At 72.5% G+C, this 13,314-nt stretch carries 11 protein-coding genes; 8 read left to right on the forward strand and 3 right to left on the reverse strand.

Annotated elements, in window-relative coordinates; all coding sequences use genetic code 11:
• Window positions 1-86 precede the first annotated feature (86 nt).
• Window positions 87-1,391, reverse strand: a complete 1,305-nt coding sequence (locus IE97_RS0124315) for a cation:proton antiporter (RefSeq protein ID WP_234310484.1) — start codon at window positions 1,389-1,391, stop codon at window positions 87-89.
• Window positions 1,392-1,603: 212 nt separating this feature from the next.
• Between IE97_RS0124315 and IE97_RS0124320 the strand changes: the two genes are divergently transcribed.
• From IE97_RS0124320 to argF, 6 genes are all read left to right on the forward strand, one after another.
• The gene (locus IE97_RS0124320; RefSeq protein WP_324605862.1) at window positions 1,604-2,743 is read left to right on the forward strand and encodes a hypothetical protein; all 1,140 of its coding nucleotides are present in this window, start codon (window positions 1,604-1,606) and stop codon (window positions 2,741-2,743) included.
• The gene (locus tag IE97_RS0124325) at window positions 2,740-3,861 is read left to right on the forward strand and encodes an effector-associated domain 2-containing protein (protein ID WP_030244405.1); all 1,122 of its coding nucleotides are present in this window, start codon (window positions 2,740-2,742) and stop codon (window positions 3,859-3,861) included. The genes IE97_RS0124320 and IE97_RS0124325 overlap by 4 nt, the downstream gene beginning before the upstream one ends.
• Window positions 3,862-3,981: 120 nt before the next feature.
• On the forward strand, window positions 3,982-4,218 hold the full coding sequence (locus tag IE97_RS0124330) for a hypothetical protein (RefSeq protein WP_030244408.1): 237 nt from the start codon (window positions 3,982-3,984) through the stop codon (window positions 4,216-4,218).
• A gap of 90 nt (window positions 4,219-4,308) precedes the next feature.
• Window positions 4,309-6,054 carry an HEXXH motif domain-containing protein gene (locus IE97_RS0124335; RefSeq protein ID WP_030244410.1) on the forward strand — a complete coding sequence of 582 codons (1,746 nt, stop codon included), beginning with the start codon at window positions 4,309-4,311 and terminating at the stop codon, window positions 6,052-6,054.
• A 99-nt stretch (window positions 6,055-6,153) separates the two neighbouring features.
• On the forward strand, window positions 6,154-7,377 hold the full coding sequence (locus IE97_RS0124340) for an arginine deiminase (protein ID WP_030244413.1): 1,224 nt from the start codon (window positions 6,154-6,156) through the stop codon (window positions 7,375-7,377).
• 98 nt (window positions 7,378-7,475) lie between these two features.
• Complete coding sequence (gene argF / locus IE97_RS0124345) at window positions 7,476-8,483, forward strand: ornithine carbamoyltransferase (RefSeq protein WP_030244416.1); 1,008 nt, start codon at window positions 7,476-7,478, stop codon at window positions 8,481-8,483.
• A gap of 12 nt (window positions 8,484-8,495) precedes the next feature.
• Here the strand turns inward: argF and IE97_RS0124350 are convergent, their stop codons facing one another.
• Window positions 8,496-8,951, reverse strand: coding sequence for an ATP-binding protein (locus IE97_RS0124350; RefSeq protein ID WP_234310485.1), 456 nt, complete (start codon window positions 8,949-8,951; stop codon window positions 8,496-8,498).
• Window positions 8,952-9,274: 323 nt separating this feature from the next.
• Here IE97_RS0124350 and IE97_RS0124355 point away from each other — a divergent pair, with 323 nt between their 5' ends.
• Together IE97_RS0124355 and IE97_RS0124360 are read left to right on the forward strand one after the other, a co-directional pair.
• Window positions 9,275-10,102 (forward strand): enoyl-CoA hydratase family protein, encoded by an 828-nt coding sequence (locus tag IE97_RS0124355; protein WP_030244422.1) that lies wholly within the window; start codon window positions 9,275-9,277, stop codon window positions 10,100-10,102.
• Window positions 10,087-12,468 (forward strand): bifunctional salicylyl-CoA 5-hydroxylase/oxidoreductase, encoded by a 2,382-nt coding sequence (locus IE97_RS0124360; protein ID WP_030244426.1) that lies wholly within the window; start codon window positions 10,087-10,089, stop codon window positions 12,466-12,468. Before IE97_RS0124355 ends, IE97_RS0124360 begins: the two co-directional genes overlap by 16 nt.
• A gap of 18 nt (window positions 12,469-12,486) precedes the next feature.
• Here the strand turns inward: IE97_RS0124360 and IE97_RS0124365 are convergent, their stop codons facing one another.
• Entirely contained in the window at window positions 12,487-13,314 is an 828-nt protein-coding gene (locus tag IE97_RS0124365) for a PaaX family transcriptional regulator C-terminal domain-containing protein (protein WP_030244430.1), read from the reverse strand.

The raw sequence follows: 13,314 nt of genomic DNA on the forward strand, positions 1-13,314 counted from the left end.
GCGGCGCCGGGTCACCCGGGTCGGGCGCGGCCACGCAGGCAGCGCCCGGCCACGCGGGCAGTGCCCCCGGCCGGGGACACCCGAGGTCAGCTCACGTCTGCCGCGGGGGCCGCAGGTGTGCCGTCCGGAGGCTGGTGGAGCGGCGGCGTGACCGGTTCCCGGACAGCGGACCCGCGCCGGTCCCGTTCGGCCGGCCGGCGGACCAGCAGCAGCAACGGCTGAGTGAGGAGCGTCGTGGCGAGGGCCATGAAGACCAGGACCGTGTAGAGGGGTCTGCTCAGCAGGCCCGCCTGGAAGCCCGCGTTGAGAGCGATCAGCTCGGTGAGACCACGTGTGCTCATCAGGACACCCACGGTCCGCGCGTCATGCCGGTCCAGACCGCCGAGCCGGCCGGCCACCGTGCCGCTGCCGGTCTTGGTGATGACCGCCAGCGCCGTCACCACCACCAGCGTGATCCAGCCCGTGGCATCCATGCTGTTCAGCGCCACGGACTGCCCCGAAACCACGAAGAAGAACGGCAGCAGCAGCGAGCCGACGTCATGAAGGGGCCGCAGCAGATCCGGGTCGAGCGTCCCGTCCTTCTCCCGCGGCGCCACGACCCCGGCCAGCAACGCACCGAAGATCACATGCAGCCCGAGGGAGTGCGTCACCCAGGCCGAGCCGAGGGCGAAACCGATGAGCAGCGCCAGCCGCAGCGAGGGTTCCATCCGCGTGCCCCACAGCAGCCCGCGCAGTACCGGCCGGGCCGCGAGCGCCATCACGGTGATGAAGCCGACCGCGAGCGCCACCCGCCACGGCCAGCCGAGCGCCGTCTCGCCGCCCCCCTCCATCAGCGCCCCGGCCAGCACCGTCCAGCCGATCACGTCCAGCAGCCCGGCGGCGGACAGGGCCACCACACCCGGTGCCGAACTGGACAGGCCGTTCTCCCGCACGATGGCCGCCAGCACGGGCACCGCCGTTATCGACAGGGCGACCCCGGCGAACACCACCGTGCCCGGGCTGAGGTCCCGCGGCATGCCCAGGTCACGCAGCTGATCCCGGAACAGCAGCGCGCAGCCGCTGCCCACCGCCATCGGCACGACGAACGTGGCCGCCGCCACCGTCACCGAGGCGCGCGCCCGGTGGCCCAGGATCTTCAGGTCCAGCTCGTAGCCCACCGCGAACAGGAACACCACCAGCGCGAACTGCGCGAACGCGGTCAGCGCCGGGGAGATCCCCGCCGGGAACAGCGTCTCGTACGACCCCGGAGCCACGCTTCCCAGCAACGAGGGGCCGAGCGCGATACCCGCCGTCAGCTGTCCCACGATGTACGGCTGTTTCAGCCGCCGGGCCAGCCAGCCGCCCGCGTGCGCGGCCACCAGGATCAGGGCCGAGGCACCCACGACATGCATGATCAACGCATCAGGGCTCACCATATCCCCCTGTTGTCCGGTTTTCCGGTTGTCCGGCCGGCCCTTCAGCCGCAGGTGGGTCCCGCACCTTGGCGCGAGCTCAACCTACCCAGGATACTGATAAGTTGACGGCGCATCGGGAGTCGTACACACGCTGCACCAGTGTCACGGGGGGCACATTGACGGCGGTCGTCTTCATCCATGGGACCGGGGTGCGTGAGCCCGGTTTCTCCGCGCTCGCCGGGCGTGTCGCGGCCGGTCTGAACGCTCTGCGCGGGGGACTGCGCGTCGCGCCGTACTACTGGGGCGGCGCGCACGGCGCCACGCTGGCCGCCGGCGGGGCGAGTCTCCCCCCGGCTGCGGGCACATCCCGCGGCCCGGCCGAGACCCCGGCCGATCAGGGCGACGACGACACGGCCGCCGCCTGGGCCGCCCTCTACGCCGACCCGTATGCCGAACTCGCCCTCGCCGCCGCCGGGTCGGGGCCTCCGACCGAGCGTCCGCCGGGTTCCGTGCCGCAGGAGCAGAAACTCCAGGCACAGCTCGCCGCGCTCGCCGCCCAAGGGGACGCTCCCGCCGCCGAGCTCGGTCCCGGTCTGTCCCGCGCCGCCACCGACCTGGCCGCCCACCCACTGCTCGGGCCCGCCGCCCAGGCCCTCGACCCGGACGCCCTCGCGGCCCTCGCCGCCCGCTCCCTGACCGCCCGGATCATCGCCGACGCCCTCGACGCCGACGCCCCGATGGTCCCGGTCGGCGACGTCCGGGACGCCGTCACCGACCGGCTCGCCGGGGCACTCGGCGTCCCGCCCCGAGGCACGGAACGCGGACTGCGCTCCCTGTTGCTGCGGGCCGCGGGCTCGGCCGCCTCCCGTGCCGCCGTACGCCGTCGGCGCGCCCTCACCGAGGCCGCCCACCCCGCCGCCGGGGACGTCCTGCGCTACCTCAGCCGCGGTGAGGCGGTACGCGCGGGGCTGCGCGAGCTGCTCGCCGGCCTGGAGCCCCCCGTCGCGATCGTCGCCCACAGTCTCGGCGGCATCATCGCCCTGGACACGCTGATCCTCACCCCGCTGCCCCAGGTCCGGCTCCTGGTCACCGCCGGCTCGCAGGGGCCCTTCCTGTACGAGTCGGGCTCCCTGCCCTCTCTGGAACACCCCGCCGCGCTGCCGCCGCACGTCCCCGACTGGCTCAACCTGTACGATCCCCGCGATCTGCTCGGCTACCTGGGCGCGGGCCTCTTCCCGGGACGCGTCACCGACATCGCCGTGGACAGCCGCCAGCCGTTCCCCGCGGCGCACAGTGCCTACTGGACCAACCCGGCGGTGTACCGCCACATCGTGGACCGCCTCCCGTGACCGGCCCGGACCCGTCCGTCCCGCCGCGACGTGTGGACCCCGCCCGTGTACACGCGCTCATCGTCGGCATCGAGGCATTCGACGCCGGCTCCGGCTGGGATCTGCCCGGTCCCGCCCGGGACGCGGTCCGGTTCCACCGGCTGCTGCGGGAAGCGGGGGTTCCTGAAGACCAGCTCCGCCTCCATCTGTCCCCGTTGCCGCCCTACGTCCCCGAAGTCCCGTACCGGCCCGCCGACCAGGCCACGCTGCGTCGTGTCCTCGTCCGTGAACTGCCGGCGGCCCAGGGTGACGTCCTGTGGGTGTGGTGGGGCGGGCACGGCGTCCTGGACCGTTCAGGTCATCTGCGGCTGTTCTGCGCCGACGCCACCACCGGCGACAAGGTGGGCATCGACCTGGACTCCGCGCTCGACCGGTACGCCGGGGACGCGGTGCCGGGATTCGCCGAGCAGCTGTGGATCGTGGACGCGTGCGAGACCTTCGAGGAGGCCCTCGGCTTCCGGGACCAACTGCCGCCCGAGGCGCTGCCGGTGGGGCGGCGCGACCTCGTCCACCGGCAGACCGTGCTGCGCGCCGCGGGCCGCGGCCGGGCCGCCGCCAACGACCCCGTGGGCGCCACCGGGCTCTTCTCCGACATCCTGCTCGGTCTGCTGGGTGAGCGCGCCACCGCCCTGCCCGCGCCGCCCGATGCGCAGGAGCTGTTTCCGGCCGTACAGGCACGTATCGCGGCTCTCAGGGAAGCGGGACGTACTCTGCAGTATCCCGAGATCCGGCTGCAGACCCCGGGGCGCACCGAGAACCTGCCGTCGACGGGCCGGACCGCCGGGGAACGTCCGGCCTCGCCGATGCAGCGGGCGGTGCAGGCGCTGCTCGCCTATCCGCTGATGGGCGACCCCACCGAACGGCAGGCGGTGATCAGCTTGCTGGACCCGCGTGTCACGGCCATGCTGCCCCGTCACCCCAGGGCTCGTACGGACGCCACCGGCATCCTCAACGGGCTCCGCCGGCACCATCCCCGGGCGCTGTGGGAGCTGTTCGACGCCGTGGTGTCCATGGACGACGATCCGGAGCGCAAACGTGAACTCGCCGATGCGCTGCACGAGTTGGAACCAAGGATGTGACGCCCGCGCGATCCGGAATGATCGAGTGGCGTGATCGTACGGTTTTCGACTCGGGCTGAAATGGCCATGATGGAAAAGGACACGGGGCATCGCGTCCACCGTGCGAGAAGGGGGAGCATCTTGGACCAGCCGTCCGCTCTGCACCATGCCGAGGCCGCTGCCGGTGATCTGGTCGCCGCTGGGCGCACCGACGTCTGGGAGTCGGATCTGGCGGACGTCGCGGCGCTGCCCTTGACCGCCGTGGACGGTCTCCCGCCGCTGCACCGCAACGCCCGCCTTCTGGAAGAGGTTCTGCGCGCACGCAGCAGGGTCAGGGGTGGAGGCGAGGGCGTCGCCGCCGGCGCCCGGGCCGAATAGCCGCCACCCGTCCTGACGGCAGAGCCCGACCGGGCAAGGTGCCCGTCGGGGTTCCCGCATGCCCGCGCACCCAACCGGAGGTCCCCGCTCATGACCAGCGAGCCGCGCCCCGCCCCGTTCCGCATGCCCGACCGGCTCTTCGCGGAACTGGCCGCCGGAGCGGGCTCGGCGGAGGCCGTCGCCTTCCTCGAACGGGGGGAGCGGGCGCGACGCCTGCTCCTCCTGCGGACGCTGCTGGACCGCCTGGCCGCGCTGCCCACGCCCCTGACTCCGGCCGCCGAGGCCTGGGACGTCCTCAAGTCGGCCTCGGAGCGGGCCCCCGAGGCGGTCGAGCGACTGCTGCTCGCCCCGGCGACCGGCGGCTGGATCGCCCATATGCTGCGCCGGGTGCACGGCTCCGCGAGCGGGCCGCCGCTGTGGGCGGAGGCCGGACACCTGTGTGCCCTGGCGGTCACGGCGTCCCTGCACGCCGGCACGGAGACGGCCCTCCGGGTCCCTCTCACCGACGGCGGCCTGCACCTGCCGGGCCTGGGCCTGGCCCGGATACCGGACGCGGAAGACGGACTGACGGTCGGCCGGGCCAGAACGAGCCGGGGCGAACTGACCGTCACCGGCCCCGGCAGGAACGGAACCGCGGTATTCGTGACCTGCCGGCCGGCCACGGCCCCGCTGGGAGGGCGGGAACCGGCACCGGGCGCCGGGACGGCGCGGAAAACGCCGTGCGACGAGGCCCCCGGGGACACCGCTGTCCACTGGTTCCCCCTCCGCACGCTCACCCATACCGCCGCCAACAGCCCCGTCGCCATCCCCCTGGACGATCTCGACCCTTACCGCGACCTCGACGATCCGCTGCCTCCCGCCAGACTCGACGCCGAGGAGGCGGCGGAGTGGCAGCGGGTGTTCGACGAGGCCGTCGGGGTCCTCACCGGGCCGGGTGCGGCCGCCGACGGGCCCGGGCGGCTGGACCCGGCCCTGATCCGCTCGGTTGTGCCCTGGGGCAGGACCTCCGTGACGCCGCCCGCGCCGCCGACCGTGGGGTTGTCGGCGTCCGGCGGGGACTCCTACGGCGCCATGGTGATCTCCCGCCCCGCCGGCGGTGCGGCCCTCGCCGAAACCCTGGTTCACGAGTTCCAGCACAGCAAGCTCGGAGCGCTCCTCCACCTCTTCCCGCTCCTCGACGACGACGGCGAGGAGCGCTACTACGCGCCCTGGCGTGCCGACCCGCGGCACCTCACGGGTCTGCTGCACGGCGCGTACGCGTTCACCGGCGTCACCGGCTTCTGGCGGGACCGCATGGCCGAACCGCACCAACCCGACGCCGCCGCATACCACTTCGCGCTGCGCCGGCTGCAGACCCGGCTGGTCGTGCGTACCCTGCTGGCCAGTGGCCGGCTCACCGCCGCCGGGCGCAGACTCGTCACCGGCCTCGCGGCGACCGTCGACGCCTGGCTGCGCGAACCCGTCGACCCGGCCGCGCTCGCCCGGGCCCGTACGGCCGCCGCCCTGCACCGCACGGAATGGCGCCTGCGCAACGTCGTACCGGAAGCGTCCCCGTCCGCCTCCCCGCGCCTCCGTCCGGACCGGCCGATCTGGCCGGACCTGCGCACGCACGCCTTCGCCACCCGGCCCGCCGTCCCGCGTACCCCCGATGAGCACCTCGCCGCCGGGAACCCTTCCGCGGCATTGGACGGTTACGCCGAGAGCCTCGCCCGCGATCCGGCCGACCCGCACGTCCTGGCCGGCTGGATCGTCGCCCGCGCCGCCGTCGACCGGGGGCACGCCCCCCGGCGGTTGCTCGCCCGGCCCGAACTGCTCCAGCCGCTGCCCAGCGGATGACCCGGAAGCGGGCCGTTGTCGTCAGACAGACGCGAACAAGGGTGCGCGGAAACGCGCGAGCAGCGCGTCAACGGGCGCTCCGGTGGTCAGGATGGAGGCATGGCATACCACGTCCACTCCGAGGCCGGGCGGCTGCGCCGCGTCATCCTGCACCGGCCCGATCTCGAGCTCAAAAGGCTCACCCCGAGCAACAAGACCTCGCTGCTCTTCGACGACGTGCTGTGGGTGCGCAGGGCCCGCGCCGAGCACGACGGGTTCGCCGACGTGCTGCGCGACCGGGGCGTCACCGTCCACCTCTTCGGTGACCTGCTGGCCGAGACCCTGGAGGTCCCGGTGGCCAGAAGCCTCGTCCTGGACCGGGTCTTCGACGAGAAGGAGTACGGCCCGCTCGCCACCGACCACCTCAGAGCCGCCTTCGAGAACCTGCCCGGGCAGGAGCTCGCCGAGGTGCTGGTCGGCGGCATGACCAAGCGCGAGTTCCTCGACGTGCACCCGGAGCCGACCTCCGTGCGCTTCCACGTCATGGAACTGGACGACTTCCTGCTGGATCCGCTGCCCAACCACCTCTTCACGCGTGACACCTCCGCCTGGATCTACGACGGGGTGTCCATCAACGCCATGCGCTGGCCGGCCCGGCAGCGCGAGACCGTGCACTTCGAGGCGATCTACCGGCATCACCCGCTGTTCCGGGACGAGGCCTTCCACGTCTGGTCCGAGGGGCAGGCCGACTACCCGTCCACCATCGAGGGCGGGGACGTCCTGGTCATCGGCAACGGGGCGGTGCTCATCGGCATGAGCGAGCGCACCACGCCCCAGGCCGTGGAGATGCTCGCGCACAAGCTGTTCGCCGCCGGGTCCGCCGAGACGATCGTGGCGCTCGACATGCCCAAGCGGCGTGCCTTCATGCATCTCGACACCGTGATGACGATGGTCGACGGGGACACCTTCACCCAGTACGCGGGCCTCGGCATGCTCCGCTCGTACACCATCGAACCGGGTGTCGGTGAGAAGGAGCTGAAGGTCACCGACCACCCGCCGGAGCACATGCACCGAGCGATCGCCGCCGCGCTCGGGCTGAACGAGATCCGGGTGCTGACCGCCACCCAGGACGTGCACGCGGCCGAACGCGAGCAGTGGGACGACGGCTGCAACGTCCTCGCCGTCGAGCCCGGCGTGGTGGTCGCCTACGAACGGAACGCCACGACCAACACCCACCTGCGCAAACAGGGAATCGAGGTGATAGAGATCCCGGGGAGCGAGCTGGGGCGGGGGAGGGGCGGCCCGCGGTGCATGAGCTGCCCGGTCGAACGGGAGCCCGTGTAGGCCCCGTGCGCTCCCGGACAGGGTCTGTATAGGCATGCTGAGCTTCGTATAGTATTCCAGAGTCGTTGTTTCCCGTCCGCATCCCCTGGAGCGCCCCCATGGCGACAGTCCCGACCGCCCTCGCCGGCCGCCACTTCCTCAAGGAGGTGGACTTCACCGAGGAGGAGTTCCGCGGTCTCCTCGAGCTGGCCGCCGAGCTGAAGGCCGCCAAGAAGGCCGGGACCGAGACCCAGTACCTGCGGGGCCGGAACATCGCGCTGATCTTCGAGAAGACCTCGACCCGCACCCGCTGCGCGTTCGAGGTGGCGGCGGCCGACCAGGGCGCCTCGACGACGTACCTCGACCCGTCCGGCTCGCAGATCGGTCACAAGGAGTCCGTCAAGGACACCGCGCGGGTGCTGGGCCGGATGTACGACGGGATCGAGTACCGGGGCGACAGCCAGCGGAAGGTGGAGGAGCTGGCGGCCCACGCCGGTGTCCCCGTCTACAACGGGCTCACCGACGACTGGCACCCCACCCAGATGCTCGCCGACGTGCTGACCATGACCGAGCACTGCGCCAAGCCGCTGAACCGGATCGCCTTCGCCTACCTGGGTGACGCCCGCTTCAACATGGGCAACTCCTACCTGGTCACCGGCGCCCTGCTCGGCATGGACGTGCGTCTCGTCGCCCCGAAGGCGTACTGGCCGGCCGAGGAGGTCGTCGACCGGGCCCGCGCGCTCGCCGAGAGCAGCGGCGCCCGCGTCACGCTCACCGAGACCCTGGACGAAGGCGTCCGCGGCGCCGACTTCGTCGCCACGGACGTCTGGGTCTCCATGGGGGAGCCGAAGGAGGTCTGGGGCGAGCGGATCACCGCCCTCGCCCCGTACGCGGTGACCATGGACGTCCTGCGCGCCACCGGCAACCCGGACGTGAAGTTCCTGCACTGCCTGCCCGCCTTCCACGACCTCGGCACCAAGGTCGGCCAGGAGATCCACGAGGCCCACGGCCTGGAGTACCTGGAGGTGTCGGACGAGGTCTTCGAGTCGGCGCACTCCGTCGTCTTCGACGAGGCGGAGAACCGCCTGCACACCATCAAGGCGGTCCTGGTCGCGACGCTCGGCTGAACGCGGTCGTCCTCAGGCCGGAGACCGCCGCTGAGCCGGCACCACGGGCAGTCGGAACCACACCGCCTTGCCGGACTCGGTGGACCGGTGCCCGCACGAGGAGCTCAGGGCGCGGATCAGCAGCAGACCGCGCCCGTGCTCCTGCCACGGGTCGGGCATCTCGACGGCCGGACACGTGAGGTCGCCGGGCGGTGCCGGGTCGGTGTCGTGCACCTCGACCTGGCAGCCCGACGGCATCAGCTCCACCACGAGCTCTATCGGGGTCTCGCCGGAGGTGTGCTCCACGGCATTGGCCACCAGCTCCGCCGTGAGCAGCTCCGCGGTGTCGCGGTCGGCTCCGTGCTCATGCTCGGCCAGCGCCGTACGGACCAGGGCACGGGCCACGGGCACCGCCGCGACGGTGTGCGGCAGCGCGACGCGCCAGGAGGCGGGGGCTGAGGGCAGTTCGTACAAGGCGGGTCCGTTCATGGAGCAGGACATCCTGCTTTCAACCTTAGGAATGGTACGGCGCCGCTTTTCGGAGGCGACCGAGGGGCACCGCAGGAGGGGCTGTCGGCCCCCTTGCCGCACGGCTTACCCAGGTGAGCGCGGTGCCGCGCACAGCTGCCCCCACCGTTACGCCGGTGTGGATGATCTGTGACGGATGTAACCGGCCCGGAGTGCGCCCGGGCCCCTTGTGGATTCCCTACCCGAACGGTCTATCGCGCACTCATGACGACAGTCACGGATGAGTGATAACTTCGTGGGGTAGAGCTCAGTGAGGCAGTGCCCGCCCGAGGAGGCCGCCCGTCATGAGTCCCTTCACCGGCTCAGCCGCCCGCACCCCGGGCTGGGAGCACCTGCGCGTCGACGTCACCGACGGCGTCGCCACCGTCACCCTGGCCCGTCCCGCCAAGCTCAACGCGCTCACCTTCGGCGCCTACGCCGACCTGCGCGACCTGCTCGCCGAGCTGTCCCGGGAGCGGTCCGTACGGGCCCTGGTGCTGGCCGGTGAGGGGCGCGGCTTCTGCTCCGGCGGCGACGTCGACGAGATCATCGGCGCCACTCTGGGCATGGACACCGCCCAGCTCCTGGACTTCAACCGGATGACCGGGCAGGTGGTCCGCGCGATCCGGGAGTGCCCCTTCCCGGTGATCGCCGCCCTGCACGGCGTGGCGGCGGGCGCCGGAGCGGTGCTCGCGCTGGCCGCCGACTTCCGCGTGGCGGACCCCACGGCCCGCTTCGCCTTCCTCTTCACCCGGGTCGGCCTCTCCGGCGGCGACATGGGCGCGGCCTACCTCCTGCCCAGGGTCGTCGGCCTGGGCCACGCGACCCGCCTGCTCATGCTGGGCGACCCGGTCCGCGCCCCCGAGGCGGAGCGCATCGGCCTGATCAGCGAACTGACGGAGGACGGGCAGGCCGACGAGACGGCCCAGCACCTGGCCCGCCGCCTGGCCGACGGCCCGGCCCTGGCCTACGCCCAGACCAAGGCGCTGCTGACGGCGGAGCTGGACATGCCCCTTGCGACCGCGATCGAACTGGATGCCTCCACCCAGGCCCTCCTGATGACTGGAGAGGACTACGCAGAGTTCCACGCGGCATTCACGGAGAAGCGCCCTCCCAAATGGAGCGGACGGTGACCGCAACCCCTTCAGGGGCGCGGGGCCGTGTCGATCTGCGGCTTCGCCGCGGGGCGCGACAAGCCCCCACGCACCCGCAGCCACCCCACGACGCAAGCCACCCCCTACGCGTCGCGATCATCGGCGGCGGCCCAGGAGGGCTCTACGCCGCCGCCCTCCTCAAACGCCTCGACCCCACCCGCGACATCACCGTCTGGGAACGCAACGCCCCCGACGACACCTTCGGCTTCGGCGTCGTCCTCTCCGACGAGACCCTCGGCGGCATAGAACACGCCGACCCCCAGGTCTACGAGGCCCTCCAGAGGGACTTCATCCGCTGGGACGACATCGACATCGTCCACCGCGACACCCGCCACACCTCCGGAGGACACGGCTTCGCCGCACTCGGCAGAAAACGCCTCCTGGAAATCCTCCACACCCGCTGCCGGGAACTCGGCGTGGACCTCCGCTTCCGCACCGAGGCCCCGGAGGACCTCCCGCGGACCCACGACCTGGTCATCGCCGCCGACGGAGTCCACAGCACCACCCGCGAGACCTACGCCGACGCCTTCCGCCCGCACCTCACATCCCACCGCTGCCGCTACATCTGGCTCGCCGCGGACTTCCCCTTCGACTCCTTCCGCTTCGAGATCGCCGAGACCGAACACGGCGTGATGCAACTCCACGGCTACCCCTACGCGCCCCACGCCTCCACCGTGATCATCGAGATGCGCGAAGAGGTCTGGCACGCGGCCGGCTTCGACGAGCTCGACGAAGCCGAGTCGATCGAACGCTGCGCCAAGATCTTCGCGGAAGCACTCCGCGGCCACCCCCTGAGGTCGAACAACTCGACGTGGACGACCTTCCGCACGGTCGTCAACGAGCGCTGGTCGCACGGCAACGTCGTCCTCCTCGGCGACGCCGCCCACACCGCCCACTTCTCCATCGGCTCCGGCACCAAGCTCGCCGTCGAGGACGCACTGGCTCTGGCCGCCTGCCTGGAGGAGCAGGAGACACTGGACGAGGCCCTGACCGCCTACGAGGCGGAGCGGCGGCCCGTCGTCGCCTCCACGCAGCGCGCGGCCCGGGCCAGCCTGGAGTGGTTCGAGAACCTCGCCCTGTACCTGGACCAGCCGCCCCGCCAGTTCGCCTTCAACCTGCTCACCCGCAGCCGCCGCGTCACCCACGGCAACCTCCGGCTGCGCGACCCGCGCTTCACCGAGGCCGTGGAACGCGAGTTCGGCTGCCCGCCCGGCACGCCCCCGATGTTCACCCCGTTCCGGCTGCGCGGCCTGACCCTGCGCAACCGGGTCGTCGTCTCGCCCATGGACATGTACTCGGCGGTCGACGGAGTCCCCGGCGACTTCCACCTCGTCCATCTGGGCGCGCGGGCGCTGGGCGGGGCCGGGCTGGTGATGACCGAGATGGTGTGCGTCAGCGCGGAGGGCCGGATCACGCCCGGCTGCGCCGGCCTCTACACCGGCCGGCAGACCGAGGCGTGGCGGCGCGTCACCGACTTCGTGCACGCGCAGGCGCCCGGAGCCGCGATCGGCGTACAGCTCGGCCACAGCGGCCGCAAGGGCTCCACGAAGCTGATGTGGGAGGGCATGGACGAGCCGCTCCCGGACGGCAACTGGCCGCTCGTGGCCGCGTCCGCGCTCCCGTACAAGCGGTTCAGCCAGACCCCGCGGGAGCTGTCCCGCGCCGGGCTCACCGACATCCGTGAGCAGTTCGCCTCCGCTGCCTCCCGCGCCGCCCGGGCCGGCTTCGACCTGCTCGAACTGCACTGCGCTCACGGCTACCTGCTCTCCGGCTTCCTCTCCCCGCTCACCAACCGGCGCACCGACGCCTACGGGGGCTCCCCGGAGAAGCGGCTGCGCTTCCCGCTGGAGGTCTTCGACGCCGTACGGAACGTGTGGCCCGGGGAGCGCCCCATGACGGTCCGGATCTCCGCCACCGACTGGGCGGCGGGCGGCGTCACCGCCGAGGACGCCGTCGAGATCGCCCGGGCCTTCGCCGTGCATGGCGCCGACGCGATCGACGTGTCGACGGGGCAGGTCGTGGCGGAGGAGCGGCCGGAGTTCGGGCGGTCGTACCAGACGCCGTTCGCCGACCGGATCCGTCACGAGACCGGGGTCCCGGTGATCGCGGTCGGCGCGATCTCCTCCTGGGACGACGTCAACTCCCTGATCCTGGCAGGCCGTACCGACCTGTGTGCCCTGGCCCGCCCGCACCTGTACGACCCGCACTGGACGCTGCACGCGGCGGCCGAACAGGGCTACTCGGGCCAGGGCGCCGTCTGGCCGGCTCCCTACCGCGCGGGCAGCCGCCGCCCGCAGACGGGCCGTACGGACGCGCCCAAGCCGCGGCTCACCCTGGGGAGCTGAGCACACGGGCGGGGCGGCTCATTCGGCCGAGCCGGCCAGCCCCACGAAGTCGGCGCCCGCGTCCCGCAGCCGCTCGTGCAGGCCCCGGAACACCGCCGACGAGCGTGCCCCCGGCCAGTCGGCGGGGAGCAGTCGGGACGGCAGACCGGGGTCGGTGTAGGGGAGGTGGCGCCAGGAGTCCAGGGCGAGCAGATAGTCGCGGTAGGCCTCCTCGGGCGGGGTGTCCTCTCGCTTCTCCCAGTCCCGCAGCACGCGCTCGTGCCGGTCGAGGAACGCCTCGTGCTCCTTGGCGATGGCGGCCAGGTCCCACCAGCGGGCGACCGCGTCCGCGGTCGGCGCGAAGCCGAGGTGCTCGCCGCGGAAGAAGTCGACGTACGCGTCGAGCCGCAGCCGCTGGAGGGTGTGCCGGGTCTCCTCGTAGAGCCGGGCGGGCGCGATCCACACGCCCGGGGCGGCCGTGCCGAAACCGAGACCGGCCAGCCGGGAACGCAGCACGTGCCGCTTCTGCCGCTCGGACTCCGGCACGGAGAACACGGCGAGCACCCAGCCCTCGTCCTCGGGCGGGGCCGTGGCGTAGATGCGCCGGTCGCCGTCGTCGAGCAGCTCCCGGGCGTCCGGGGACAGCTCGTACCCGGCCGCGCCCTGCGAGGTACGGGCGGGCACGAGCAGTCCGCGTCTCTTCAGCCGCGACACCGAGGAGCGTACGGACGGGGAGTCCACCCCGACCGCGGCGAGCAGCCGGATCAGTTCGGCGACGGGCACGGGGCCCGGCACGAAGCGGCCGTACGCGCCGTAGAGCGTGACGATGAGAGACCGTGGTGCATGCTGGTCGGACACGTTGATCAT

Origin of the sequence: Streptomyces sp. NRRL S-455 (assembly GCF_000717875.1) — a bacterium.
Taxonomy (GTDB): domain Bacteria; phylum Actinomycetota; class Actinomycetes; order Streptomycetales; family Streptomycetaceae; genus Streptomyces.

Coding starts and splice junctions, on each gene's coding strand:
- IE97_RS0124350 (WP_234310485.1), bottom strand. CDS start 8,951: ATGAACGGACCCGCCTTGTACGAACTGCCCTCAGCCCCCGCCTCCTGG.
- IE97_RS0124355 (WP_030244422.1), top strand. CDS start 9,275: ATGAGTCCCTTCACCGGCTCAGCCGCCCGCACCCCGGGCTGGGAGCAC.
- IE97_RS0124360 (WP_030244426.1), top strand. CDS start 10,087: ATGGAGCGGACGGTGACCGCAACCCCTTCAGGGGCGCGGGGCCGTGTC.
- IE97_RS0124365 (WP_030244430.1), bottom strand. CDS start 13,314: ATGATCAACGTGTCCGACCAGCATGCACCACGGTCTCTCATCGTCACG.
- IE97_RS0124335 (WP_030244410.1), top strand. CDS start 4,309: ATGACCAGCGAGCCGCGCCCCGCCCCGTTCCGCATGCCCGACCGGCTC.
- IE97_RS0124340 (WP_030244413.1), top strand. CDS start 6,154: ATGGCATACCACGTCCACTCCGAGGCCGGGCGGCTGCGCCGCGTCATC.
- IE97_RS0124315 (WP_234310484.1), bottom strand. CDS start 1,391: ATGCATGTCGTGGGTGCCTCGGCCCTGATCCTGGTGGCCGCGCACGCG.
- argF (WP_030244416.1), top strand. CDS start 7,476: ATGGCGACAGTCCCGACCGCCCTCGCCGGCCGCCACTTCCTCAAGGAG.